Source organism: Halostagnicola larsenii XH-48, assembly GCF_000517625.1.
Lineage (GTDB): Archaea > Halobacteriota > Halobacteria > Halobacteriales > Natrialbaceae > Halostagnicola > Halostagnicola larsenii.
This window is the reverse complement of sequence record NZ_CP007055.1, coordinates 1,935,773-1,961,065: the sequence shown is the minus strand read 5'-3', so window position 1 is coordinate 1,961,065 and position 25,293 is coordinate 1,935,773. Positions and strand designations below refer to the sequence as shown.

Here is a 25,293-nt window from a genome sequence, read left to right as displayed (position 1 = left end):
TAGGAGTAATGGACGGATTAGACGACGTGTTCGGGGACATCTTCTCGGGTGTCGATGCCGTCGTACTCTTCGGGCCGAGCGGGTCGTACTACGAGCGCTTTTCCTCGGTCGACGAACTCGACGTCATCGTCGTTGGCACGGAAAACGTCGTGAGTGCGGAGACGTTCGTCGAACTCCCGCTCGAGTTCGAAGACGTCGCAGAGCGGATCTCCTTCGGACTCGAGGGCGCGTTGCAACAGGACATCATCGAAGATGGGGACGTACTGGCGTGTGCGACGAGCGTCTTCAGTGACAGCATCGACACCGTCTCGCGCGTTCGAGCGGACGCCGACTCGAAGACGGGTATTTACGACCTGTTCTCGCGGTCGCGTGCGGATCCCGAGGTGATCAAGGCGGTGCTCGAACTCGCGATCGAACTCGGCAAGAAAGGCCAGAAGGGCAAGCCCGTCGGGGCGTTGTTCGTCGTCGGCGACGCCGGAAAAGTGATGAACAAGTCCCGACCGCTTTCGTACAACCCGTTCGAAAAATCTCACGTACACGTCGGCGACCCGATCGTGAGCGTAATGTTAAAGGAGTTCTCGCGTCTCGACGGAGCGTTCGTCATCTCCGATTCGGGCAAGATCGTCTCTGCCTACCGGTATCTCGAGCCGTCCGCGGAAGGCGTCGACATCCCGAAAGGGCTCGGGGCCAGACACATGGCCGGCGGTGCGATCACCAGAGATACGAACGCGATCGCGATCGCGCTTTCCGAAAGCGACGGCATGGTACGGGCGTTCAAAGGTGGCGAGTTACTGATCGAGGTCGATCCGGAGGCGTACTGATATGGACTGGCAGACGCTCGTCGACGAACCTGCGGTCATCGCCGTGGCAGTGCTCGCGCTCGGCCTCGTCGTCGGGTATCTCGTCGGAAAGCTCAACAAGGAACTGCTCAGTGCGGCCGGGGTCACCGACGCCGTCGAAGGGACGCCGTTCGAACGCACCGCCCAGAGCCTCGGTACGTCCACGGTCGAGATCGTCGCTCGGATCAGTTCGTGGTTCATCTACGGCATCGCGGTCCTCACCGCGATCCACATCGCAGAGCTCCTTCCGACCGACGCGTTCTGGGCGAATATCATCCAATTCATTCCGCAGGTCTTCATCGCAGTCTTCGTGCTGATTCTCGGGTTCATCATCGCCGACAAGGCCGAACTGAGCGTCAGCGAGTACCTCCGCGGCGTCAAGCTCCCCGAGGTAGCGATTATCCCGAAGGTCGTGAAGTACTCGGTGCTGTATATCGCCTTTATCATCGCGCTGGATCAGATCGGTGTGCACGTGTTCGCCCTGCTCATCCTGCTCGCCGTTTACACCGTCGGCATCGTCATCGTCGGCGGTTACGCGTTCAAAGACTTTCTCGTCTCGAGCGCCGCGGGTATCTACCTCCTGTTGAACCAGCCCTACAGCATCGGCGACCGGGTGCGGATCGGCGACCAGTCTGGTATCGTCCAAGAGGTCGATCTGTTCGTCACGAAGATCGAAGACGACTCCGAGGAGTTCATCGTACCGAACAGACGGGTGTTCGAGGAAGGCGTCATCCGAATCCGGAGCTAAACCCGCGAGAAGCAATCCAGTTTTCCGCGCTCGAGACTACTCGAGGCTGAGGCCGGCGTGCCACCGATCCGCACCGGCCTCACGTTTCACTGCGTCCATTTTCGCCAGAAGGTGCGTCGCCAGCGAGGCTGTTTCGGCTGAGCGGGACTCGCCTTCGGTCCGGAACTCGCCGGTTTCCCGGTTGGCGTAGACCGAACAGACGGCTCCGGCTCGGAGTCCGTAAATCGACGCGATGGTCATGATCGCGCTGGCTTCCATCTCGATGTTTTTCACGTTCGCTTCTTTGAGTTCGTCGACTAACTCCGTCGAGCCGGCGGCTTCGAAGCCCTCGAACCCCGGTCGGCCCTGACCCGGGTAGAACGCATCGGCGCTCATCGTGACGCCCGTGTGGTAGTCGTAGCCGAGTCGCTCCGCGGCGGCGACGAGCGCGCAGACGACCTCGTAGTCGGCGTTCGCGGGGTAGTCCTCGCGGACGTACTCGCTGCTGGTGCCTTCCTGGCGAACGCCGCCCGTCGTGATGACCAGATCGCCGACCGCCATCTCTTCTTGTAACGCGCCACAGGAGCCGACCCGAATGAACGTCTCCGCGCCGACGCGGGCCAGTTCTTCGACCGCGATCGCCGCCGACGGCCCGCCGATCCCCGTCGACGTCACCGAGATCGGCGTCTCGTCGTAGGTGCCGGTCGCGGTCCGGTACTCCCGGTGATAGGCCCGCTCGTCGTACTCGTCCCAGTGGGCGACGATCTTGTCGATCCGTTCCGGATTCCCCGGGAGCAAGACGGTGTCGGCAATGTCTTCCGGGCCGACCTCGAGGTGGTACTGTTCGTCCGCGTTCGGGTCTTCGCTGTGTCCTGCCATGAGGTTCGTGTGATTCGCACCGGGGTCGTATATAAATGCCGGGAGCCCCAATCGGACGGTATGGCAAGCGGCCACCTCGCGGACACGTACGTCGCCGCGTTGCAACACGACCTCGAGGAACTCGACCCGGACACGACGCTCGTCGGCGTGGTCCGGAATCCGACGGGCTGGTTTCACGCCGCCGTCGACGAGAACGTCCCCGAACTCGGGCCACCGGAACCGCTGCTCGAGTCGACCAAATCAGCCGAGGAGGCGTTGAAGATGCGCGGCTTCTGCGGGGAAGGCGCACACAACGCCGCCTGGGAGGAGGTCGGCTTCGAGACGGCGTATCGCGCGCATCTCGAGGAGTCGGCGAGCGCGCAGGACGCACTCGAGACGCTCGAAGAACGTCTCGAGGCTGGCGAATCGATCGCGCTCGTCTGCTTCGAGAACACGGCGAAAAAGCGGTGTCACAGGACGATTCTGCGGGAGTACCTCGAGGACGGGTGAGTATCGGGGCAAGGAGAGTCATCGCAGGCCTCGAGGGGGTGACAGACTTCGAGGAGATGATTTCGATCTCCCTTCGATGAGTCAGCCGATCCGCAACTGACCGTTCACGCGGAACGAGACGACCGATACCCTGCGATAGATTCGGTGACGACGTAACTGACGACCGTGAGTAGAATCACGACGAGGCCGATGGTACCGAGTGAGACGGAAGCGACCGTTCGCTCGCCCGCATAAAAGATCACCAGACTTGCGCCGAGGAGGACGGCGAGCATCGTCACGTACCGCCACCGCGCTTGCACCGGAATCATCCCGTCTTCACCTCGGACCGCGAGATAGAGGTGCGCCCCACCGAGGACGAGGCCGTAGAACAGCACGAATCCAACTATCGGTGTTGCGCCGGTTTCCGGGCCGATGCTGTAGTTGTCGACCAGCGATAGGGCAACAAACCCCAACAGCAAAGCGGCGAGGTGAACGGACGTATCACGTGAAACCATACTAGTACTTGTTGCAGATTTGATATAGTTGTTCTGTCCCCCTTCCAGACTTGTTTCGTGTTTCACCTGCACCGATCGGTTCAGGGTATTACTCGAGCATCTCTTCGGTTATCGTGTCGGGGAGCAACTCGCCCAAGGTGTACTCGCTCGTCGACTCTCCCTCGTCACAGATCACGCGAAGGTCGTCCCCGCAGAACTCGGCGAGCGTCTGTCGGCACATCCCGCAGGGGGTGACGCCGTCGCGTCGACTCGAGCTAACGGCGATGCGTTCGAACTCGGTCGCGCCCTCTTTGATCGCCTCGGCGATGGCGACCTCCTCGGCGTGGAGGCTGTTGCTGTAGTTCGCGTTTTCGATGTTACAGCCGACGTACACGTCGCCCGCCGCGGTCTCGAGGGCCGCGCCGACCTGGTACTCGGAGTAGGGCACGTGCGCTTTCGACTGAACGTCTCGCGCCATCTCGACCAGTGTTTCGTCGTTCATAACTACTGATACCGCGACTGTCGGCAAGAAAGCACCGACCGCCCGGATCGCCGGCCGGTTTGCCAGCCGTACTCGTCAGACCGCTACTTCTCGGACCGTTCAGTTCCACTCGAGGGTTCCTCGAGGTCCGTGTCTCCGTTCTCCGCGGCCTCGAGAACCGCGTCCGTGTGCTCGCCGTGGTCCGGTACTCCCTCCCGACCGGTCGACTCGTCGGCGGTGATCGGGGAGACGATCGCGGGGTATTCCGTCTCCGGCTGCGCCCGGCGGACCATTCCGCGGGCATCGATCTGTGGATGCTCGAGCGCTTCTGCCGGTGATAGCACCGGTTCGACCGGAACGTCGGGACCCGCGATATCGGCCCACTCCGCGCGCGTTCGATCGGCGAAAATCGACTCGAGTTCCGCACGGAGCGCGTCACGTTCGGCCACATCGGCGGTCCCGTGAAGCGACTCGAGGTCGGGGCGGTCGATCGCCTCGCAGAACGCGAGCCAGAACCGCTTCTCGAGCGCGGCGATCGTTACGTAGGATCCATCGGCGCTCTCGTACACGTCGTACCACGGGAGGTCACCGGTCAGGAGACTCTCACCCGGTCGCGGTTCTTCTCCCAGCAGCGCCGGCAATGCGACGACTTGCGAGAACGAAATAATCGCGTCGGTCAGCGAGACGTCGAGGTACGACCCCGTCCCGTCGCCGAGTTCGCGCGAGAGAAGTCCGGAGACGATCCCGAACGCGGCTGACAACCCGCCGGCCATGTCCGCGATCGGATAGCCCGGAATCTGGGGCGTCGATTCGGGGTCGGAACGCGTCATCTCGAGCAGCCCCGACAGACCGACGTAGTTCAGGTCGTGTCCGGCGTCGTCGCGCTTCGGGCCGTCCTGTCCGTAGCCGGTCAGCGAGCAGTAGACGATTTCGGAGTTGTGATCGCAGACCGTCTCGTAGTCGACGCCGAGTCGCTCGGCGACGCCGGGTCTGAAGCCCTCGACGACGATGTCCGCGTCCTCGAGGAGCCGGTAGAACGCCGCGGTGTCGTCGTCGGTTTTCAGGTCGAGGACGACGCTCTGTTTGCCGCGGTTGACCGCGGCGAAGATTGCACCCGTTCCGTCGTCGGTTCGGGGCGACATCTGTCGCGCGTAGTCGCCCGTCTCCGGCGCTTCGATCTTGATGACTTCGGCACCGAGGTCGGCGAGAAGCTGGGTCGCGTACGGGCCCGGAAGCAATCGCGTGAGATCGAGGACGCGAACGCCGTCGAGTTCCATACCCGTGGTGATGGAATCCGTCTACTTGAACTCGTGTGTAGTCTGCAGTGTCGGATCAACTGTTTCGGATCAACGCCGTTCGGTGCTCCTCGAATCGCACCATCCGAAGAGAGCCGGTCTGGTCTGAATGGGGTAATACTAATTAAGTATTACTGCATAGGTATACACGTATATACCTCGCGTCACCACCAAGGGACAGGTCACCATCCCGAAGGAGATCCGGGATCGGCTGGGAATCAGACCAGGTGACGAAGTAGCCTTCGAACAGACCGGCTCCGGATACGAAATCCGTAAGGAAGAGCCGACAACGACGGAGGGCACGGACCCCTTCGAAAAATACCGTGGCGCCGCCGAAAGCGGCGAATCGATGCCCGAACGGATGCGCCGGCTCCGCGGCGAGTACCCCCGCGGGAGCAGCGGGACAGCGGATGAGAGTCGTTCCGATTCGAATGACGACGAAACCACCACGAGGGGACCGTGATAACGGCGGTCGATACGAACGTCCTCCTCGCGCTTTTGTACGATGATGAGTACTCCGATACCGCTGAATCGGAACTTCGACGCGCATATCAGGACGGGCGAGTGACTATTACGTCGATCGTCTACGCCGAACTCGCAGCCGATGGGCATTTCGAGACCGCATCCGAACTAAATCGGTTTCTCGAGGACTTGAGTATCCGGCTCGTCGAACCCTCTCAGGAGGCGCTCCTCGAGGCTGGACAGCAGGTCAAACGGTACACGGATCGACGGCCAAACGGACTCCAGTGTCCGTCCTGCGGGGAGAAACGGACCGTCCGATGTGAGCAATGTGACGAACGTCTCATACCCCGTCAGCATATCGCCGCTGATTTCGTCATCGGCGGTCGCGTGCCCGCCGATGCCGATGCCCTGCTCAGTTTCGATACTGGATTCTATCGGAGCTATTTTTCTGAACTCTCCGTCTTCCCGCAGTGAGGGCAGCGCTATCGAACACTGTGTGGGCGATGGGCTGGTGAACGCACTCTCTCGTCCACGATCTCAGTCCGCGTTCGCGATCGCCGTCTCGACGACCTCGCGGGCATCTGCGACAAGCTGGTCAACCGCGTCGCTTTCGGCGTAAATCCGGACGTAGGGTTCGGTGCCGCTCGGGCGAACGAGCACCCACGAGGCGTCCGGGAACTCGAGGCGCACGCCGTAGTCCGTGTCGACCTCGGCGTCCGGGAACGCGTCCGGCAGCGCGGTCTCGAGGGCCTCCATCGCCGGCTCTTTGTGCTGTTCCGGACAGTCCACGCTCACCTTTCGGTAGGGCCGTTCGGTGACGGGTTCGCGGAGCGCGTCGGTGCCGCCTGCCTCGCGGGTCAGCGCGGCGATAATGCCGGCGCTCGCGACGCCGTCGATCCAGCCGCCAAAGCGGGTGTGGATGTGTTTCCACGGTTCGGCCGCGAAGACGACTTCGGTGTCTGCGTCGCCCTCCTCGCGCTCGCGGGCGATCCCCTCGTGAAGGGAACCGAGACGAACGCGTTCGACGCGACCTCCCGCGGTGCGAACCTGTTCGTCGATCCGCGCGGAGGCGTTCGGCGTCGTCACCACGACAGGATCCGAACTGTGGGCCCGCCGCGTGTAGTGGGCCGCGACGACCGCCAGAATCGTATCCTCGTGAATCACGTCGCCGTCGGGTCCCAGGACGACAAACCTGTCGGCGTCTCCGTCCTGACCGATTCCGAGGTCGAACGAGCCCGACTCGAGAAACGCCGAAAGGTCGGTGAGCGTCTCGGGCGTGGGTTTGCTCTCCCGGGCCGAGAAGTGGCCGTCGACGGTCGCGTTCAACGCCGCGACGCGGGCGCCGAGTCGCTCGAGGATCTGGGGCGTCGCGAGCGCGCCGACGCCGCCGCCGCAGTCGACGGCGATCGAAAGTCCCTCGAGCGGCCTCGATTCTTCCGTCGCGGTTTCGGCGTCGTTTCCGTCCGACAGAGTCGGAAATCGCTCGCGGACGTAGGCCGTCACCGCGTCTCGATACGCGTCGAGTATCTCGCGGTCGGCCGAGCGCCCCCACTCGTCCCACCGCGCTGGTTCGGGTGATCCGACGGCGGCTTCGATAGCCAGTTCAGCATCGCGGTCGTATTCGACGCCGTCGGCGAAGAGCTTGATCCCGTTATCCTCGGGCGGATTGTGACTCGCCGTCACCATCACTCCGCGCCGTCCCCGCGAACCGAAGGCGAGCGCCGGTGTTGGGACCTGACCGAGACGCAACACGTCGGCACCCGCGCTCTCGAGGCCGGCTTCCATCGCGGCGGCGAGAGCGGGGCCCGTTTCGCGTCCGTCGCGACCGACGACGAACGTTTCGCCCGGCGCTCCGGCGGCCTGCCCCACCGACAGTGCGACCGCGGGTGTTACCGTTCCGTCGACTGGCCCACGAATTCCCGCCGTCCCGAACAACGTCATGGGCGAACGTTTCGCGAGCAGCCACTTATGTATTGATAGCTCGTACCGATGGGTCGAATCGGTCGTTTCGCGAGCGTTTCTACGCCGCTCGAGCTAAAATATATTTTAGCTATCACTTAACCGCTCGAGGCGGCTATCACGGGTGATGAGACGATTACCCACCAACGATCGATCGAACCGTCTGGGTCGAGCACTCGACGCTCCGAGCGGGCAGTTCCGCGAGGCGAACGGCAGGCGGTCTGTCGATCGAGCGAAACAGGCCCCAAGCGATCAGCCCACTCGCGTCGTCAAAACTGGAACGACGACGATCGGTGCCGTCGGGTCCGACGGCGTCGTCCTCGCTGCGGATACGCGTGCGAGTCTCGGCGGTCGATTCGTCACGAACCGACGCATGCGAAAGATCGCACCCGTCGGCGACCGAACGGCCGTCGCCTTCGCGGGTAGCGTCAGCGACGCTCAGGCGTTCGTCCGGCGACTGCGTACCGAATTACGCCTCTATGAGATGCGCCACGGAAATTCCGCCTCAGTCGAGACTGCGGCGACGACCGCGGGCGACCTCGTTCGTCGCGGTCCGTACCGGGTTCTCGACCTCGTGCTCGCCGGCGTCGACGAGGAACCGTCCGTCTACGATATCGGGCAGGGCGGCGGCGTCATGCAAAGCGACTACGCCGCGAGCGGAAGCGGCATGCAACTCGCCTACGGCACGCTCGAGGGGGCTTACGAGCCGGGCCTTCCGGTGTCGGAGCTCGCGACGGTCGTCTCGGAGGCCGTTCGAAACGCGACCGAACGAGATACCGCAAGCGGCGACGGGATAACGGTCGCGACTATTACGGACGAGGCGCTCGACCTGGACGCCTACGACGGCGTCGATTCGGCGATAGCTTCGATCACCGATTCGGCGTCCGGGTCGGGGGCCGGTTCGATCGGAGGCGAGGAGTCGAACGGGGAGGTGGCCTGACGATGGATTCGAACGCACACCAGCAGGCCTACGACCGCGGGAGTACCATCTTTTCACCCGACGGTCGACTCTATCAGGTCGAATACGCCCGCGAGGCCGTCGAACGGGGGTCGCCGAGCGTCGGCGTTCTGACCAAAGACGGGGTCGTTCTGGCGGCGCGAAAGCGACTCCGCTCGCCGCTGCTCGAGCCGGACTCCGTCGAAAAGGTCCACCGCGTCGACGACCACATCGCGGTCGCAACGGCCGGACACGCCGCCGACGGGCGGATGCTCGTGGAATTCGCACGGAACGCCGGGCAACGCCACCGGCTGCGGTACGGGGAACCGATCGGCGTCGAACCCCTCGCAAAAGAGATCGCAGATCACGTCCAGGAGTCGACCCACTCCGGCGGTTCGCGACCGTACGGGTCGGCGCTGCTCGTCGCCGGCATCGACGAGGGGCCGACCGCTCGCGGCGGGACTCGACCGCGACTGTACGAGGTCGATCCGGGCGGAACGTCGTCCGGCTGGCAAGCGGCCGCGATCGGCGACGGATCGCAGGATATCAGGGCGATTCTCGAGGACAAACTACTCGGAGGCGGTGCTGTCGATAGCGCGAGTCAGGGCGGTCGACATCGGGGAACGGTCACGGCCCTCGAGGCGCTCGAGACGACGGCCGAGTCGGCCCTCGAGCCGGCCGAACTGACCGTCTTGACGATCGATTCGGAGCCGACGAGGATCGACCGGCTCTCGGCTGACGAGATCGAATCCGCGCTGGCAGAAACGACAGCGTGAGCCGCGCTCGCTCGTAGGGTGATCGCGAAATTGCCGGTGACCTCCCACTGGATTACGCGTCGCCAGTCCGCCGCTGGCTTATTCGTTGCCAATCCGCCGAGGGCTCATGCATACCCGATTCACCGTCGCTCGTGTCGGCTCATGCCGCGGCATCGGCCGCGCCCTCGGAAGTCGACGCGTTCGTTTCCGACCGTTGCACGTCGACGACGTCGAGTCGTTCGTCGACGTAGAGCGCGAGAACGTCGCCCTCGAGTTCGACGACGACGCGCACCGCGAGGGGCTCCTCCGAGAGGATCGTTTCGGTCCACTCGTGGCCGACGTTCCAGATCGGGCGGTCGCGGACGTTTCGTCCGTGGTCGTGGTACAACGAGACGACCTCGGGACGGTCGAGAAACGCGAGCGAAACGGGACAGCGAACTTCGGTGCCACAGACCTCACAGTCGAAGGCGGCCTGGACGTGCTCTTCGAACTCCGAAGGAAGCGCGTCGTCGGTCGACGGCGCTGTCCTGACCAGCTCCGAGGAGATTTCCCCGCTGCACTCCGGACAGACGCCCTCGGCCATGAGTCCGAGCCGGTGACGGTGATGTCTATCGAACGCGTCGGGAAACGACTCGCCGTGGGACTCGAGCCCCGACGGGGGGAATCCGAGGCGCAACAGCGATCGGTCGCAGTTCTCGCAGGCGACCGCGACGACGTTGTCGGTAGCCTGTGCCGCGAGAGACTGCTCGCCACAGAACGGACACGACTCGGCGAGCGATATCGGCGGGTGATCGACGCGTCGAGTGTAGGCTCCCGTCGCGATAGCGCGTGCGATCTTCCGTCCCGCGTAGGTGAGTTCGTAGTGTTCGTCGCCGTCTTTCGCGAGGTACGGCCCGACGAGTTGCTCGAGGTGGTACGCAAAGCCCGCCGAGGTATCCACGGTCGACGCCTCGAACAGTTCGGAGAAGGTAACGCCCGTCTCGGTTTCGTCGGTCCGCTCGAGCATCGTATCGAGGATACCCATTCGCGTTTCGTTACCGAGCGCCTGAAAGGCATCACTCGGGTCGGAAACGGTTTCGGCTGACGCCGTCGCGGATCGGTCGGTCGTCCCGTCGGCAGCCGCGCTCGACACCGGTTCGACGGTCGTCTCCGGGGTCGATTCGAGGCCGCTCCGGCGACCGGACTCGTCGGATTCGTCCTCTGTCGTCATGTTCGGTATTCGGTCCGGAGAAAAATACGTCTTCGTTTCGGTGTCCTCGTCTTCCGGAACGCGGAGAATCCCCCACCTCTCGGCCGTCACAGACCGCCACGAATTCGAGCGTCGTCGCCGCGTACGGTGGGCCGCGTTAGCTGTTCGCGGGGAACCCGTCGATGAGGACGACGGCTTCTCCCTCGACTACAGTCTCGTCCGCGTCCTCGTCGCGAACGAGGGTCTCGAGTCGGTACTGGTCGTTGCCGAGCGCGTCGACGACTTCGACGCGCGCCGAGACTCGGTCGTCGATACCGACGGGGCCCCGAAACTCGAGGTCCTGGGAGAGGTAGATCGTGAGCCCGGGGAGTCGGGCGAGTGCGGCGCTGATGAGTCCGGAGACGAGGGTTCCGTGGACGATGCGTTTCCCGAAGCGCGTCTCGGCGGCGAATTCGTCGTCGAGGTGCAGCCGGTTCGTATCGCCGCTGCTGTGGGCGAACGCTCGCACGTCCTCGTCCGTGAGCGTTTTCTCGAAGGTGACGGTGTCGCCGACGCTGATGTGGGCGGGGTCGTCGACGGTGCGTTCGAAATCCCAGTCGAGATCGGAGTAGTCGACGGACTGGATCGGTGCCGAGATGGCGTCTGCCGACTCTCCAGTGGCTCCAGCGGAGCCGTTCGGGAGTTGATCATCCGAGTCGGACAGACTCGAGTCGTCGTCATCCGATCGGTCCATCCCCGTCGTGGGGACCATCGCAGATACCGCCGCGCGGTTCGCAGCGGCCGTGGTCCGAATGAAACTTCGTGTCATCGCTGACCAGGCATCTGTCATGGCGGAAAACTCCGTTTCCCCCGAGTTTTGTTGGGACATCTGATACAGCATACGTACGGGAGTCGTCGTTAAGTCTCCTTTGGCTCCCTCCGAGGAGAGTTAATAACTACAAAATGGTGTGTTTAGGTCTGTTATTGGGTGGTATTCGGATCGTAGATCTTGTGTGGGTTCTCTTTTGAGCTGAAATTGTGAATTGACCCACCATTCGAGCACAATGTAATACTGTACAAACCACTCAATGTATTCTAATGGTATTAGATGGTTCCTATCGGAAACGCTTATTAGCGATCGGCGCGTTCGTACTGTTGATGACGGACGACTCCGACCGATCACCCTGGTTTCCGCCCGCGATGTTTACAGAGCAGATGCAGGAAGCCGGTGAGCAGGTCGCACAATCACAGCAGGAGTTGCTGAAACAGATGATGCAGGCCGGTACGGCGAACCCGCTCGAGGGAATGTCGTCGCTCGGGCCGATGAACATGGGCACGGCGACGTTCAAGGCTCGTGTCCAGAGCGGCGGCCGGGTCAGCATTCCCGGTCCCGAACGAGACGCCCTCGACATCGAAGAAGGAGACATCGTTCAGACGATCGTCGTCCCCGTCAAACGCGACCGAGAGGACGAATAACAATGACCCAGACCCCACTTACACAACTGTTCGACGCACAGCGCACCGCAGTGAAACAGAGCCAGACGCTCACCCACGACGCCGTCGAGGCCCAAAAGCAGTCGATCGACGCCTTCGCGACCGTCGTCGACTCCTCGAGTTCGATGCTCGAGCGCAACGCCGACCTGACGAAAGGGGCGATTCACGCGTCGCTCGACGCCGTCGAGGCATCGCTTCCGGAGGAGGCGGCCGACGTCGACGAACTCCACGAACTGGTCGACGAGGGCTTCGAGAACGCCACCGAGGCACAGGTCGAAACCCTCGAGTCGATCATCGAAGCGGTCGAGGACTCCGGCGAGGCCTACGACGAGTTCGCCGACAGCTACACCGACGCCGTCGACAGTTCGTTCGACGCGTTCCTCGACGCTCACGAGCAGGCCGAAGCCAACGTTACGGCCGTCGCCGAGAACGTCGAAGACGCCGCGTCGGAGTTCGACACCTCCGCATAGTCCCGAAACGCTTTCACGCTCCAACGATCAATTTTATTCATGACAGATCCGACATCCCAGGTGCACGACTGGAACGCGGCCGCCGAACAGTGGAACGAACAGTTTCTCGAGGCGCTCGAGCAGAACATGGAAGCCCAGGCCCAGTTCGTCGAAAGCTGGTCGGAGACGGTCGGCGAAGCGGCCGAGGAAAACGAGGTTTCCGAAGGCGTCGAGGGCTACGCCCGGGCCTACGAGACGTGGATGGACGCCTCCCAGCAGATGGTCGAGCGGATGAACGACCAGCTCGAGGGCGAAGACGTCGATATCGAGGAGTTCCGCGATATCTGGCTCAACACGGCCAACGACGCGTTCAAGGACGTGATGTCCACGACGGCGTTCGCCAAGATGACCGGCGAAACCGTCGGGGACGTACTCGAGGCCCAACAGCAGGCCGACGAGGCCGCCGAAACGACGCTTCGCACGCTCGGGTTCGCAACCGAGAGCGACGTGGTCGAAGTCGGCGACCGCCTCGTCGAACTCGAGCGACGCCAGCACGCCGTCGAGCAGAAACTCGATCGGGTCCTCGAGCACCTCGAGGACCAGGACGAGCAGTAACTGCGGAGCGTCGACGGACTGATCTCCCACATACGGATCACCCACCCAATGAAAAACCCATACACACTCGCGATGGACATGCAACGGCAGGCCTGGGAAGGGGCCGCCGAACTCGCCGAGAAGACCCGCGTCGCGCCCGAACGGACGGAAACGCTCGAGAACGTCGAGGTCGGCCAGACGCCGAGCGAGGTCGTCTACGAGGAGAACAAACTCGAGTTGTTGCACTACGAACCGAAGACCGAAAACCAACACGACGTGCCGATCCTCGTCGTCTACGCGCTGATCAACAAGCCCTACATCCTCGACTTACAGCCGGATCGATCGGTCGTCCAGACGCTCCTCGAGGCGGGCTTCGACGTGTATCTGATCGACTGGGGCGAGCCATCGGCGCTCGATCGCTCGCTCACGCTCGAGGACTACGTCACCCGGTACATCGACAACTGCGTCGACGTCGTCCGCGACCGGTCGGGCGAGGACGAGATCAACATCCTTGGCTACTGCATGGGCGGCACGAAGTCGGCCATGTACGCCGCGCTCTACCCGGAGAAAGTCAAGAACCTCGCACTGATGGCGTCGGGGCTCTGCTTCGCCGGCGACGGCGGCGTCCTCGAGCTGTGGGGGGCCGAGGACTACTACGATCCGGATCGGGTCACGAACACGTACGGCAACGTCCCCGCCGAGTTCCTCGACGTCGGCTTCGCGTTGATGGATCCCGTCGCGAACAACGTGACGAAGTACGTCCGCTTTTACGACAACATGGACGACGAGGACTTCGTCGAGAACTTCGCTCGGATGGAGCGTTGGCTCTCGGAGGGGATCGACGTCGCCGGCGCCGCCTACGAGGAGTTCATCACCGACATCTACCAGGAGAACAAGCTGATGGAGAACGAACTCGTCCTCGGCGACCGGCGCGTCGACCTCGAGAACATCGAGATGCCGGTCCTCCAGATCGTCGCCGAGTACGACCACCTCATCCCGCCGAACGCCTCGAAACCGTTCAACGACGCGATCGCCTCCGAGGACACCGAGATCCTCGAGTTCCCGACGGGCCACATCGGCATGTCTGTCTCCTCGCGGAGCCACGACGAACTCTGGCCGCAGGTCTGTGAGTGGTTCGAGGAGCGAGCCGAAAGCGACCTCGAGGGCGGGGCGGAACCGGATGCCGAGTCTGCGGCTGCGGAGGAATCGGATGCCGCACTCGCTGCGGATGTCGACGGTGACGAGACCGGCGTCGACGAAGCGGGCGTCGAGATCGAAATCGACGGAACCGATTCCGACGCGGATCTCACCGACCTTTCGGGTATCGGAGAGGCGTACGCGGACGACCTCCACGAGGCGGGGATCGAAACGATCGGCGACCTCGCTGCAGCGGACGCCGCCGACCTGGCTACGGAGACCGGAATCTCGCCGGCCCGAATCGAGGACTGGATCGAGCAGGCTCGCTCGAGATAGGTTCGCGCCACCGGGAACGGAACCCTCGCGATACCAGACGATAGTTTCGGTGTTATCGCTACTTTTGTTCGCCCGTTCAAAGAGCCTTATTAACGGTCTCCTTCGTCTGGATAACTGAGAGTCCGTACGTCATTATATAGGGCATGCGGACTATTGTCTAGGCATCTATGTCAATGGATGGGCGAACCTGCGTCATCACCGGCTCGGCTCGAGGCATCGGTCGAGGGATCGCCGAGTACCTCGGAGAGGAGGGGGCGAACGTCGTCATCAACTATCGCTCGTCGGAGGGGGCAGCCCACGACGCGGTCGACGCGATCGAATCGGCGGGCGGTTCGGCGGTCACCGCCCAGGCCGACGTCTCCGACCGCGACGCCGTCGAACACATGCGCGAGGTCTGTCTCAAGGCGTTCGGTCCGGCGGACGTGCTGGTGAACAACGCCGGCATCACCGCGGATCATCAGTTCACCGAAATGACTCGAGCGGACTGGGATCGCGTGATGGATGTCAATCTCGGCGGGATGTTCAACTGCACGCAGACGTTCTACGACGACATCTGGAACGCCGAGGAGGGCCGGTTGATCAACATCTCGAGCGTCGTCGGCAAGCAGGGTAACTTCGGGCAAGCGAACTACGCCGCCGCCAAGAGCGGCATGTTCGGCTTCACCCGAACGATCGCGCTCGAGCTCGCGCAGGGCGGTTCGACCGCGAACTGCGTCGCGCCGGGCTTTACGGCCACCGATATGGTCGAGACGGTTCCCGAACACGTCCTCGAGCGGATCATCTCGAGTGTCCCCCTCGAACGACTCGCTGAAGTCGAGGACATCGCCGCCGTCGTCCGGTTCCTCGCGAGCGAGGATTCCTCGTACGTGACGGGCGAAGTGATCGACGTCAACGGCGGGATGGATCTCTGAGCCCGATGGCCGTCCTGGTTCGAATTGTCGATCAGTTTTGAACGGTACCGCTATTCTCTCCGCTTCGGGAGCTGTGACATCGCTTCCCGTGCTTCGGCGACAAGTTCCTCGAGGACCGCTTCGGCAGGTTGCACGTTGTCAGTAAGACCGACACTCTGGCCGGCGAAAAGCGCCATCTCTTCAACGTCTCCGTCTACATCGGGTGTTGCAAGCACCTCGTCGTATCGTTCGATCGGTTCCCCCGCGTTGGTGGTCGCGACGACATCGTGCTCTCCCGGCCGCTCGCCGGTTGGAGGTTGTCCCGCTCGTTCCCACCGCTCGATCGTTTCGTTTTTCAGGACGCGATGGGGCATTCCGGGCCAGCCCTTATCGAACAGCGTCGTCAGACTGGTGTCGGTTTCGTCGCTCTCACAGAGCAACCGCTGGTAGTCGTCGTGAACTGTCGCCTCCTCGGTTGCAACGAATCGAGTTCCGAGCCACGCGCCGTCAGCGCCGAGCCCGAGGACGGCAGCAATAGCCCGCCCGTCGCCGATCCCACCTGCGGCAATGATCGGCACTTCGTCCCCCACCGCATCCGCAACTCGAGGCACGAGTACCGTCGTTGCGACCTCACTTTGGACGTGTCCCCCGGCTTCGATGCCCTGTGTGACGACGATATCGACGCCGGCGGTTACCGCCTCCCGTGCGGCCGTTGCGCTCCCGACAGTCTGGAAAACGATCGCGCCTGCTTCGTGAACGCGATCGACGTACTCTCGAGCACTGCCAAACGAGAAGGAGACGGCATCGACGCCCTCGTCGAGAATGACTTCGAGATGACCGTCAGTCTCGAGAATCGTCGTCGCGTCATCGAGCGCGAGGTTGACTGCGAACGGGTTATCGGTCCGCTCGCGAGTTTGATGGATCACCCGTCTCGTCTCCTCGAGATCCCGCCACGTGACCGCCAGATGGCCGAGTCCGCCGGCGTTCGAAACGGCGGCGGCCAGTTCGGGATTCGTCGCACTGCCGATGGGTGCCTGAACGATCGGCCATTCGATTCCGAGCGCGTCACAGAGCGGCGTTTGAAGCGTCATCTGTTCCCTTCGTTTCTCCGTGCTATTCCGACGCTGGCCGCTTTTCCTTCTCGAGCACTCGCACGTTCTCGATCCCTGTCGCCGGATACTGCCCATCCTCGTCTTTCTCGACGGCTTTGACCATATCCCAGACGACGTTGAGACCGGTCGTGACGCCCTCGAGCGCTTCCATCTCGCAGCCGGTTTTCCCCGTCGTCTCGACGGCGACCTCGAGCGCCACGTGGTCGTTCTCGAGCGAAAAGTCGGTGTCGACGTTCGTGATCGGGATCTGGTGGCACATCGGGATCGTCTCCCAGGTGTGTTTGACGGCCTGAATCGCGCCGATTCGGGCGGTCGAGAGCACGTCGCCCTTGCCGATCCGGTCGTCGCGGATCGCCTCGAGCGTCGAGGGTTGGAGACGAATCTCTCCCGCGGCGACGGCGCGGCGACTGGTGTCGGGCTTGTCGCCGACGTCGACCATCTGCACGTCGCCGTCGTCGGTCGTGTGGGTGAGCCGGTCGGCGTCGCCGTCGGAATCGGTATTCGACCCGCCGTTCTCGTCCGGCGTGGTCGTCGGATGATCGTCGCTCATTCGTTACTCGCCCTCGTCGTTCTCGCTCCAAAGCACTACTGGAACCTCCTCGAGCAGGTCGGAGGCGAGGAATCCCTGCCCCATCCGTTCCGCCCGAATCTCGCCGGCTCGCCCGTTGACGTACGCGCCAGCCGTCGCGGCCTCGAGCGGCCCCGCGTGCTCGAGCAGGCCGGCGACGATACCCGCGAGGAGGTCCCCCGTTCCGCCGACGGCCATGCCGGGCGTCCCCGCTCGGCAAATCCGAGTCCGTTCGCCGTCGGTCGCCACGTCGTCGACGCCCTTTGCGAGGACGACGTGTCCGAGGTCCGCCGCGAATTCCTCGAGTTCGTCCGCCGCGGCCTCGAGATCGTCCGTTTCCGGGCCGCCCATTCGCGCCAGTTCCCGGCGATTCGGCGTACAGACCAGCGTCGCCTCGGTCTCGAGGTCGGGGACAACTCCGAGCGCGTCCGCGTCGATCACCGCCGGGCCGGTATAGGACTCGAGGAACTGGCGCGCGGCCTCGAGTGTCTCGTCGGCGGTTCCGAGTCCGGGGCCGAGGATCACCACGTCGTCGTGGCGTTCTGCGGTCTCGACGAGGCCATCGACCTGCTCCGGAACCAGCCGGTCGCCGTCGTAGGGCTGGACGATCAGATCCTCCGCGTAGGACTGGATTTCGCCCGCGACCGCATCCGGGGCCGAGACGAACGAGAGTTCCATCCCGCTCCGGAGGGCGGCCTGGGCGGCCAGCGCCGGGGCTCCGGTATAGGGGCCGCCGCCGATGACGAACGCCCGTCCCGTTCGCCCGTCGGGTCGCGCGACGCGGAGGTCACCTGGACCGGCGTATCGCTCCGCAGCGGCCGGAATACCGATGTCCGCGACGGTGATGTCGGCCGAAAGCTCCTCGAGCCCCGGCTTTTCGTCGTGGAAGGTAACCACGCGGTCGGCTTCGACACCGTTGTCGGCGAGCGCGTCGCGGCCTCCGGGATCCGAACCTGTCCCCGCATCAGCGTCGAACCCGGACGGAACGTCGACCGCGATCACGGTCGCATCGCTGTCGTTGATCGCCCGCGCGGCGGTCGCCTCCGGTTCCCGGAGGTCGCCGCTGATTCCAGTGCCGAGCATCGCGTCGACGACCACGTCGGCGTCGGGGTGTTCGAACGCGCTCGAATCTGTCACCGTTCGCACGTCCGCGTCCGTGTTCTCGAGCGCGTCCCAGTTCTCTCGGGCGATTTCGGTGCCGATCGCTGACGGACGGCCGAGCAGAATCGTCGTGCAGTCGTAGCTCTCGAGAAACCGGGCGGCGACAAACGCGTCGCCACCGTTGTTCCCGCGCCCGGCGACGATCGCGACGCTCGAGTCCGGTTCCGCGGCGTCCCGGACCGCCCTCGCGACGGCGTTGCCGCTCGACTCCATCAGCTGTTTTTGCGTGACGCCAAGCGCCGCCGCGTTCTCGTCGACGGCGGCCATTCGCTCGCCTGTGATCATGGTCGGTCTTCGACGGGCGGTCCGTTGAAGATTGTGTTCTGTCGGATCTCCTCACTCTCGGTTCGTATCCGATTAAAATGTTGCAGGAGGCTCGAAACCGTAAATATCGACGACCGATCGGGCGTGAAGATGGATCGTGCTAGCGATTCGGTTTTTTCGTCGAATCGCTCGCGGCCAGCGCAGTTATCGTCGAACCGAACACAGATGCGATACAGAGGGTGTCATAGAAAACAGTTGTCATGGTCAGTGTAAGAGTGATTGGCTGGCGCTGCTCTTCACGGAGATCGCTATACGGCAAATGTGTAAACTCTTCTATGACACCCTCATAGAAGGAACTACGGAAGTAGGATTAGTCGGCTGCCAGCGACCGAAGTTGCATAATACGGGTCTCGAGTGACGGGTGCGTTGAACGAAGGCCTGATTTTACTGGCTCAGTCCCAAGCGTCGGCACTATATTTATCGCATTCGTCGATCGAACGTGCTCTCGAAGGTCCGAAATCGGTTTGGCTGGCGATGAACCGTCGATTTTTTCGAGTGCTGTTGCGAGTGCAGCTGGATCGCCAGTTATTGCAACAGCGCCGCGGTCAGCGGCCATCTCTCTGCCGCGAGAAAACACACCGATACCCACCAGTGCGACGAAGCTGAGGAGATGGCCGCAGACTTCGAAGATGTTTGATGTGTATCCGACGTCTTCTGTGAGTGTCTCGGCAGCGATGAGTGGGACGAGCGCGGCAGTTAACAATCTCAAATCATCGTTACCAATATGTGCGATTTCGTGTGCGAGAACGGCTGAAAGTTCTCCCTGAGAGAGTGTGTCGAGGAGACCTCTCGAGATGACGATTGTCGGTATCTTACTCTGGTCAGATCTAATGAGCGGGTCAACTGGACGATACATTGTAAATGCGAGTGGCGTCTCTGTTGGATCAATACGAACCGCTGGCTGGTGGATATCGACCTGTCTCGAAAATCGACCGACTGCAGACTGGATGGTCGACCGCTCATCTACCGGTACTTCCGAAATGGGCGTCGTCCTTTCAAATAGCTCAGTACGTTCGTTCCGAATTGCCTGTTTAATGGTTCGAGCGAACCAGACAATCCCACCGACAGCTGCGGCCAACCAGATGAGTGGCCATATCGCTCGAGGCGGAAGAATATGAGCGAGCTCGAGAAAGTCTGATAGATAGGCAGAGATAGCCATCGTAAGGGCGATAACTAGAACCAATACGACGGCAAGGCTGCTGGCGAGGACTATCCCGCTGATACCCACCGCGATTGCTGCGCGGGTTGCGAGGCCGGCGGGTTGGGTAAATCGCACACATAACGGTGGTTCGTCGGTGTTCAAAAATTATAGTCTACAACGTGATGATCTATATAAATTGGTGGGATTTTATATAATCCAAACAAATATTATTGCTGATGGATTGGTCTTTAGCTAAGCCTCAACAGTCAGTTGGATGGTGGTCACGAGCTGTTCCTGGAGGACTGGTCGTTGTTGGTGGGTCTTCTGGGCGTCTTCGATCAGTCGCTGTAACAGTGGTGGCGGTGAGGAGGCGAGATATTCCCTCAGTTCACGGAGAGTTATCTGGACGCGACCGGAAGGTCGCCGCCAGCCTTCCGCCGGGAACATGATCCACTCAGCAGCGTGTTCGACGACCGGACAAGCAAACCACGACTCACGACCAACGACAGCAACGGTGCGTACAGTAGAATCGCCACGAGATGCTTCTTCGTCGTGTCGAACTCATCAAATCCGTACTGTGTCTTGAGTTCGCGGAACAGCAACTCCACCTGCCATCGACACCGACAGATCGTCGCGAGATCAGCCGGCTGAAACTCCTCCCGAGAGAGGGTCGTGATGGACAGGAACTTCACTTCCGGTCCGGTGGCCAAACCCTCTTACCCGCACGGACCGCAGACGCGTACAATGGATGGGAGCGCGCTGCCCGTCGACGACGAGCACCTGCCGTTCGATCCCTCGAGCGCCGAGATCGACGACCGGGAGGTGTTCGACCTGCTCGAGCCGGCCCTCCAGGAGTGGTGGCTCGAGGCGTTCGGCGAGTACGTTCCCGAGAACGACGGGTTCTTCACGCCGCCGCAGGCGGGCGCGATCCCGAAGATCCACAAGGGGACGAACACGCTGATCTGTGCGCCCACCGGATCGGGCAAGACGCTCGCCTCCTTTACCGCGATCATCAACGAACTCTTCGAGCGTGATCGGGAAATCGAGGACGGGCTAGAGAACTCCGTCTACTGCCTGTACATCTCGCCGCTGAAGTCCCTCGCAAACGACATCCACCGGAACCTCGAGGTCCCGCTCGAGGGGATCGAGGGGATCGTCGAGGACCGCGGCGGTTCGATGGGCGAGATCCGCCACGCGATCCGCCACGGCGACACGGACTCGAGCGCGCGACAGAAGATGCTCGAGGAGACGCCCCACATTCTGAATACGACGCCCGAGACGCTCGCTATCTTGCTCAACTCCCCGAAGTTCCGCGAGAAGCTTCGGACCGTCGAGTACGTCATCGTCGACGAGATCCACTCGCTCGCGGGGAGCAAGCGCGGCACGCATCTCTCGGTGAGCGTAGAGCGCCTCGAGGCGATGAGCGAGACGGAGATCACCCGAATCGGCTGCTCGGCGACAATCGAGCCGCTGTCTCGCGTCGCGGAGTTTCTGGTCGGCTACGACGAGGCGGACGGTTCTGCTCCGGCGAAGGCCGATAGCGAATCGGCATCCGATGGCGAGTCTGGACCGACTAGCGATCCGGAACCAGCATCCGACGGCGAGCGAACGCCGAGACCATACGATATCGTCGACGCGCGATTCGCCCGCGAGTTCGACCTCCGCCTCGAGTGTCCGACCGACGACCTGATCAACACGTCTCGAGACGTCGTGCAGGACCGGTTTTACGAGCAGCTTCACGAACACATTCAGGAGCACACGAACACGCTGGTGTTTACGAACACGCGATCCGGCGCGGAGCGCGTGCTCCACAACCTGCGCGAGCGCTTCGACGAGTACGGCGAGGACAACTCCGGCTGTCACCACGGCAGTCTCTCGAAGGGGGTCCGCCAGGAGGTCGAAGGGAAGCTCAAGGACGGCGAACTGGACGTCGTCACCTCCTCGACCAGCCTCGAGCTAGGGATCGACATGCCCCACGTCGACCTCGTGGTTCAGGTCGGGTCGCCCAAATCCGTCGCCGCGCTCCTCCAGCGGGTCGGCCGGGCGGGCCACCGCGTCGGCCAGACGGTGACCGGACGCGTGATCGCGCTGGATCGGGACGAACTCCTCGAGTGTGCGGTAATGTTGAAAAAGGCCAAAGACGGCTTCGTCGACTCCGTTTCGATCCCAGAGAACGCCCAGGACGTCGCCGCCCAGCACGTCTACGGGATGGCGATCGCCGAGATTCGTCCCGAGCGCGAGATTCGGACGATTCTCGAGCGAGCCTACCCGTACCGGAACTACTCCGAGGGCGAGTACGAGTCCCTGATGAGCTACCTGACGGCCGACTACGCCGGGATGGAGGACCGAAACGTCTACGCGAAGATCTGGCGGGACGAGAACGACCCGCCCGACGGCGAGCACCACTACGAGGAGTTCCCCGTCGGCGAACCGCTGATCGGCAAGCGAGGGCGGCTCGCTCGAGTCATCTACATGACCAACATCGGGACGATTCCCGATTCCTTTACCTGCAACGTCCACACCAGAGCGAGCGACGAGTGGGTCGGCCAACTCGACGAGAACTACCTCGACACGTTGGAGAAAGGCGACGTGTTCGTCCTCGGCGGCGATCACTTCGAGTACCAGTACCGACGCGGCTCGAAGGTCTACGCGGATCGGACGAGCGCCCGCCCGACCGTCCCCTCGTGGTATTCCGAACGCCTGCCCCTGTCGTACGATCTGGGATGTGAAATCCTCGCGTTCCAGCGGGAGCTGCTCGCCCACCACGCCGAGGGCGGTTCGCCGCGGGTCCGTGCGTGGCTCCGGGAGTTTCCCCTGGGCGACGACTGCGTTCGCGCCATCGCGCGGCTATTCGACCACCAACTTCGGTACGCCGGCCCCGAGAGCGTGAGCACCGAGAACCGACTCACCATCGAGGTCGAACGCGACCGCGAGGAGTACGAGCGACACTACTACGTCCACTCGAACTACGGTCGAAAGGTCAACGACGGCCTCTCCCGGCTGTTCGCCTACCGCTGTGCACAGGAGGCGACCGCGAACGTCCGCGTCGCCGTCGCCGACAACGGGTTCGTCCTCTCGATGCCGCTCAACCGGAAGATCGACCTCGAGGGAATCGTCTCGGATCTCGAGGCCGAGCAGGTCCGGGATGACCTCCGAAGCGCCATCTCCGGGACCGACCTGCTCCAGCGATATTTCCGGATCAACGCGACGCGAGCGCTGATGATCCTCAAACGCTACAAGGGCTACGAAAAATCGGCCAGCGAACAGCAGGTCTCGAGCGAGATGCTGCTTGGCTTCGCGGAAGGTCTCGAGGAGTTCGCCGTGATCGAGGAGACCTACCGCGAGATCCTCGAGGACAAACTGAACGTCGACGAAATCGAGGACATCGTTTCGCGGATCGACGGCGGTGAACTGGTCGTCGAACGTCAGTTGCTGGACTCACCCACCCCTCGAGCGTTCGGCCTCGCGACCCTCTCTGCGAGCGATGTCGTCCTCGCCGAAGACGAGAGCGCCGCGTTGCAGAACTTTCACGAGCACGTCCTCGAGGAAATCGGCGAGGAGTCGGTTCGGGGCCTCCCGACGGACGACTGATACTTTCCTTCCGACCGAGGGGTACATCTCGAGAAAGGACTCCGTACGAGGATTGATGGGCAGACTCGTCGCCCGAGGTTTTCTATTCGATTTCGGGGGAATGGCCTCTCGAGCGGTACGAAGAGGGGGACATGGTATCGCGCTCGAGATGCTACCACCTATTCCAAAATAGGTTTTGTAGATTAACGAATGTAATTGCCAACCAAAAATATTTTTCACTGGAAGTGGTGCATGCCGTATGTCCTTTCAGCTGACGGACGAACAGCGCGCGATCCGACAGAGCGTCAGGGAGTTCGGTGCCGAGGAGATCGAACCGGTCGCTCGAGAGCACGACGAGAACGGCGAGTATCCAGCGGAACTCGTCGAGAAGGCGGCGGATCTGGACCTCGTCGGGACGAGTATCCCTATCGAGTACGGCGGCGCGGGGATGGACCTCCTCTCGGGGGTCGTCGTCACCGAGGAACTCTGGCGGGCCGACCCGGGTATCGGAAGCGCCATCGGCAGTCGGGCGTTCGGGGCGACGATGATCGACGCGTTCGGCGACGAGTGGATGAAAGAAGAGTGGCTGCCAGCTATCGCCTCGGGTGAATCGGCGTGTGCGAGCGCGATCAGTGAACCCGCCCACGGGTCGAACGTCGCGGGGATCGAGACGACCGCCGAGCGGACCGACGACGGCTACCTCCTCAACGGCAACAAGATGTGGATCACGAACGGAACCGTCGCCGACGTCGCCGTCGTGATGGCGAAGACCGATCCCGGGGCCGGTCACGAGGGTATTTCCGCCTTCCTCGTGCCGACGGATACGGACGGCTTCGACGCGACGAAGATCACCAACAAGCTCGGGATCCGCGCGTCCGATCTGGCCGAGATCGTCCTCGACGACGTGTTCGTTCCCGAGGCGAACGTCGTCGGCACCGAAAACGGCGGCTTCTACCAGCTCATGGAGTTCTTCGCGTCCGGCCGCGTGAACGTCGCCGCGCAGGCGGTCGGGACCGCACAGGCCGCCCTCGACGCGGCCCTCGAGTACGCCGGCGAACGCGAACAGTTCGGCCAGCCCATCTCGGACTTCCAGGCGATCGAACACAAACTCGCCGAGATGGCGACTAACGTCGAGGCGGCTCGATCGCTGACCTACCGGGCGGCCACCTACGCGATGGAGGGGGACGACGACCTGGCCGCGAAGTTCGCCAGCATGGCGAAGCTGTTCGCGAGCGAACGCGCCGTCGAGGTCGCCGACGAATCGATCCAGGTCCACGGCGGTGCCGGCTACGTCTCGGACCACCCCGCCGAGCGCTACTACCGCGACGCGCGGATCACCAAGATCTACGAGGGGACCAGCGAGATCCAGAAAAACATCATCGCCGATCAGCTGCTGTAACACGAGGACAGTTTCTCAGTACTCGTCTGGAGTGGTTCGAGGTCTCGACGAGAGGTGCAGATCGACCGAAACGCACACGTGAGGCGGCTCGAAACAAGCCCGTATGACCGAAGGCGACCCCCCAAATTGGGACTTCAAAGACCGCGACATCGCAATTCTCTGCGAACTCGCGGACGATCCGCAACTCTCCTCTCGAGAGCTAACCGAGGTGCTCGAGTCGGAGTACGACATCGAGGTTTCACACGTCACCGTCAGCGAATCGATCCGCCGAATGCGCGACGAGGGCGTCTTCCGAGAGGCGATCATCCCCAACGAGGAGTACTACATCTTCGCGCTGTTCGAGTTCAAGTTCAACACCGAACACTTCGCCGACAGCTGGCAGGAGGCCATGGAGCACATTCGCGAGGACAAGCACACGCTGTTTTTCTTCCTTTCCGATGGGGAGTACCAGTGGAAGACCGTGATGATGTTCCGGGACCGCCAGGAGGTCTCACGGTGGATCCACGAGTGCTACAAGGACTACGGCGGCGTCATCGCGAACATCCGCAACTCCGCGGTCCACAACGTCCTCAAGTTCCGCACCGATCCGCGGATCTACGAGGACCTTCGCGAGGAGTAGGGCCGGTCGTTCGCACCGCCCCTTCGTTTGAACTC

The 25,293-nt window shown here is 62.7% G+C and carries 26 protein-coding genes and 1 pseudogene; 15 read left to right on the top strand and 12 right to left on the bottom strand.

The window, feature by feature from the left end; all coding sequences use genetic code 11:
* Nucleotides 1–8 precede the first annotated feature (8 nt).
* The gene (dacZ, locus tag HALLA_RS09930; protein WP_049953204.1) at nucleotides 9–821 is read left to right on the top strand and encodes a diadenylate cyclase DacZ; all 813 of its coding nucleotides are present in this window, start codon (nucleotides 9–11) and stop codon (nucleotides 819–821) included.
* Nucleotide 822: 1 nt separating this feature from the next.
* The gene (locus HALLA_RS09925) at nucleotides 823–1,587 is read left to right on the top strand and encodes a mechanosensitive ion channel domain-containing protein (RefSeq protein ID WP_049953203.1); all 765 of its coding nucleotides are present in this window, start codon (nucleotides 823–825) and stop codon (nucleotides 1,585–1,587) included.
* A 36-nt stretch (nucleotides 1,588–1,623) separates the two neighbouring features.
* On the opposite strand, the gene HALLA_RS09920 is transcribed toward HALLA_RS09925, so the two are convergent.
* Nucleotides 1,624–2,445 carry a nucleoside phosphorylase gene (locus HALLA_RS09920; protein ID WP_049953202.1) on the bottom strand — a complete coding sequence of 274 codons (822 nt, stop codon included), beginning with the start codon at nucleotides 2,443–2,445 and terminating at the stop codon, nucleotides 1,624–1,626.
* Between the two features lie 60 nt (nucleotides 2,446–2,505).
* Between HALLA_RS09920 and HALLA_RS09915 the strand changes: the two genes are divergently transcribed.
* Nucleotides 2,506–2,934, top strand: coding sequence for a DUF488 domain-containing protein (locus HALLA_RS09915; protein WP_049953201.1), 429 nt, complete (start codon nucleotides 2,506–2,508; stop codon nucleotides 2,932–2,934).
* 104 nt (nucleotides 2,935–3,038) lie between these two features.
* On the opposite strand, the gene HALLA_RS09910 is transcribed toward HALLA_RS09915, so the two are convergent.
* The 3 genes from HALLA_RS09910 to HALLA_RS09900 form a co-directional block, all read right to left on the bottom strand.
* On the bottom strand, nucleotides 3,039–3,428 hold the full coding sequence (locus tag HALLA_RS09910; protein ID WP_049953200.1) for a hypothetical protein: 390 nt from the start codon (nucleotides 3,426–3,428) through the stop codon (nucleotides 3,039–3,041).
* Between the two features lie 88 nt (nucleotides 3,429–3,516).
* Nucleotides 3,517–3,909 (bottom strand): cytidine deaminase, encoded by a 393-nt coding sequence (cdd, locus tag HALLA_RS09905; RefSeq protein ID WP_049953199.1) that lies wholly within the window; start codon nucleotides 3,907–3,909, stop codon nucleotides 3,517–3,519.
* Between the two features lie 83 nt (nucleotides 3,910–3,992).
* Complete coding sequence (locus HALLA_RS09900; protein ID WP_049953198.1) at nucleotides 3,993–5,165, bottom strand: CaiB/BaiF CoA transferase family protein; 1,173 nt, start codon at nucleotides 5,163–5,165, stop codon at nucleotides 3,993–3,995.
* A gap of 172 nt (nucleotides 5,166–5,337) precedes the next feature.
* Between HALLA_RS09900 and HALLA_RS20015 the strand changes: the two genes are divergently transcribed.
* Nucleotides 5,338–5,646, top strand: a complete 309-nt coding sequence (locus HALLA_RS20015; RefSeq protein WP_084568985.1) for an AbrB/MazE/SpoVT family DNA-binding domain-containing protein — start codon at nucleotides 5,338–5,340, stop codon at nucleotides 5,644–5,646.
* On the top strand, nucleotides 5,643–6,119 hold the full coding sequence (locus tag HALLA_RS09895; protein WP_049953197.1) for a PIN domain-containing protein: 477 nt from the start codon (nucleotides 5,643–5,645) through the stop codon (nucleotides 6,117–6,119). The genes HALLA_RS20015 and HALLA_RS09895 overlap by 4 nt, the downstream gene beginning before the upstream one ends.
* Before the next feature lie 63 nt (nucleotides 6,120–6,182).
* On the opposite strand, the gene HALLA_RS09890 is transcribed toward HALLA_RS09895, so the two are convergent.
* Complete coding sequence (locus HALLA_RS09890; protein ID WP_049953196.1) at nucleotides 6,183–7,586, bottom strand: phosphomannomutase; 1,404 nt, start codon at nucleotides 7,584–7,586, stop codon at nucleotides 6,183–6,185.
* Nucleotides 7,587–7,731: 145 nt separating this feature from the next.
* Here HALLA_RS09890 and HALLA_RS09885 point away from each other — a divergent pair, with 145 nt between their 5' ends.
* Nucleotides 7,732–8,544: a proteasome subunit alpha gene (locus HALLA_RS09885; RefSeq protein WP_084568984.1), complete on the top strand. Its 813-nt coding sequence runs from the start codon at nucleotides 7,732–7,734 to the stop codon at nucleotides 8,542–8,544.
* Between the two features lie 2 nt (nucleotides 8,545–8,546).
* The gene (locus HALLA_RS09880; protein ID WP_049953195.1) at nucleotides 8,547–9,317 is read left to right on the top strand and encodes an archaeal proteasome endopeptidase complex subunit alpha; all 771 of its coding nucleotides are present in this window, start codon (nucleotides 8,547–8,549) and stop codon (nucleotides 9,315–9,317) included.
* A 139-nt stretch (nucleotides 9,318–9,456) separates the two neighbouring features.
* Here the strand turns inward: HALLA_RS09880 and HALLA_RS09875 are convergent, their stop codons facing one another.
* On the bottom strand, nucleotides 9,457–10,506 hold the full coding sequence (locus tag HALLA_RS09875; protein ID WP_242406159.1) for a helix-turn-helix domain-containing protein: 1,050 nt from the start codon (nucleotides 10,504–10,506) through the stop codon (nucleotides 9,457–9,459).
* Nucleotides 10,507–10,642: 136 nt separating this feature from the next.
* Nucleotides 10,643–11,353: a MaoC family dehydratase gene (locus tag HALLA_RS09870; protein ID WP_049954070.1), complete on the bottom strand. Its 711-nt coding sequence runs from the start codon at nucleotides 11,351–11,353 to the stop codon at nucleotides 10,643–10,645.
* A 269-nt stretch (nucleotides 11,354–11,622) separates the two neighbouring features.
* Here HALLA_RS09870 and HALLA_RS09865 point away from each other — a divergent pair, with 269 nt between their 5' ends.
* The 5 genes from HALLA_RS09865 (at nucleotide 11,623) to HALLA_RS09845 (ending at nucleotide 15,385) form a co-directional block, all read left to right on the top strand.
* The gene (locus HALLA_RS09865) at nucleotides 11,623–11,940 is read left to right on the top strand and encodes an AbrB/MazE/SpoVT family DNA-binding domain-containing protein (protein WP_049953194.1); all 318 of its coding nucleotides are present in this window, start codon (nucleotides 11,623–11,625) and stop codon (nucleotides 11,938–11,940) included.
* A 2-nt stretch (nucleotides 11,941–11,942) separates the two neighbouring features.
* Nucleotides 11,943–12,428: a hypothetical protein gene (locus HALLA_RS09860; protein WP_049953193.1), complete on the top strand. Its 486-nt coding sequence runs from the start codon at nucleotides 11,943–11,945 to the stop codon at nucleotides 12,426–12,428.
* Nucleotides 12,429–12,467: 39 nt separating this feature from the next.
* The gene (locus HALLA_RS09855; protein ID WP_049953192.1) at nucleotides 12,468–13,022 is read left to right on the top strand and encodes a poly(R)-hydroxyalkanoic acid synthase subunit PhaE; all 555 of its coding nucleotides are present in this window, start codon (nucleotides 12,468–12,470) and stop codon (nucleotides 13,020–13,022) included.
* 48 nt (nucleotides 13,023–13,070) lie between these two features.
* Nucleotides 13,071–14,474: a class III poly(R)-hydroxyalkanoic acid synthase subunit PhaC gene (phaC, locus tag HALLA_RS09850; RefSeq protein WP_049953191.1), complete on the top strand. Its 1,404-nt coding sequence runs from the start codon at nucleotides 13,071–13,073 to the stop codon at nucleotides 14,472–14,474.
* A 167-nt stretch (nucleotides 14,475–14,641) separates the two neighbouring features.
* On the top strand, nucleotides 14,642–15,385 hold the full coding sequence (locus HALLA_RS09845) for a beta-ketoacyl-ACP reductase (RefSeq protein ID WP_049953190.1): 744 nt from the start codon (nucleotides 14,642–14,644) through the stop codon (nucleotides 15,383–15,385).
* A 50-nt stretch (nucleotides 15,386–15,435) separates the two neighbouring features.
* On the opposite strand, the gene HALLA_RS09840 is transcribed toward HALLA_RS09845, so the two are convergent.
* The 5 genes and pseudogenes from HALLA_RS09840 to HALLA_RS09820 all read right to left on the bottom strand — a co-directional run.
* Nucleotides 15,436–16,455, bottom strand: coding sequence for an NAD(P)H-dependent flavin oxidoreductase (locus HALLA_RS09840; RefSeq protein ID WP_049953189.1), 1,020 nt, complete (start codon nucleotides 16,453–16,455; stop codon nucleotides 15,436–15,438).
* A 22-nt stretch (nucleotides 16,456–16,477) separates the two neighbouring features.
* Nucleotides 16,478–17,026, bottom strand: a complete 549-nt coding sequence (moaC, locus tag HALLA_RS09835) for a cyclic pyranopterin monophosphate synthase MoaC (protein WP_049953188.1) — start codon at nucleotides 17,024–17,026, stop codon at nucleotides 16,478–16,480.
* 3 nt (nucleotides 17,027–17,029) lie between these two features.
* Nucleotides 17,030–18,490: a bifunctional ADP-dependent NAD(P)H-hydrate dehydratase/NAD(P)H-hydrate epimerase gene (locus HALLA_RS09830; RefSeq protein WP_049953187.1), complete on the bottom strand. Its 1,461-nt coding sequence runs from the start codon at nucleotides 18,488–18,490 to the stop codon at nucleotides 17,030–17,032.
* 349 nt (nucleotides 18,491–18,839) lie between these two features.
* Entirely contained in the window at nucleotides 18,840–19,805 is a 966-nt protein-coding gene (locus HALLA_RS21270) for a M48 family metalloprotease (protein WP_197540028.1), read from the bottom strand.
* 117 nt (nucleotides 19,806–19,922) lie between these two features.
* A pseudogene (locus tag HALLA_RS09820) lies at nucleotides 19,923–20,353 on the bottom strand (transposase); the annotation flags it as partial.
* Nucleotides 20,354–20,414: 61 nt separating this feature from the next.
* Here HALLA_RS09820 and HALLA_RS09815 point away from each other — a divergent pair.
* The 3 genes from HALLA_RS09815 (at nucleotide 20,415) to HALLA_RS09805 (ending at nucleotide 25,258) form a co-directional block, all read left to right on the top strand.
* Nucleotides 20,415–23,261, top strand: coding sequence for an ATP-dependent helicase (locus HALLA_RS09815; RefSeq protein WP_049953184.1), 2,847 nt, complete (start codon nucleotides 20,415–20,417; stop codon nucleotides 23,259–23,261).
* Nucleotides 23,262–23,499: 238 nt separating this feature from the next.
* Complete coding sequence (locus tag HALLA_RS09810; protein ID WP_049953183.1) at nucleotides 23,500–24,639, top strand: acyl-CoA dehydrogenase family protein; 1,140 nt, start codon at nucleotides 23,500–23,502, stop codon at nucleotides 24,637–24,639.
* A gap of 103 nt (nucleotides 24,640–24,742) precedes the next feature.
* The gene (locus HALLA_RS09805) at nucleotides 24,743–25,258 is read left to right on the top strand and encodes an Lrp/AsnC family transcriptional regulator (RefSeq protein ID WP_049953182.1); all 516 of its coding nucleotides are present in this window, start codon (nucleotides 24,743–24,745) and stop codon (nucleotides 25,256–25,258) included.
* Nucleotides 25,259–25,293: the final 35 nt, after the last annotated feature.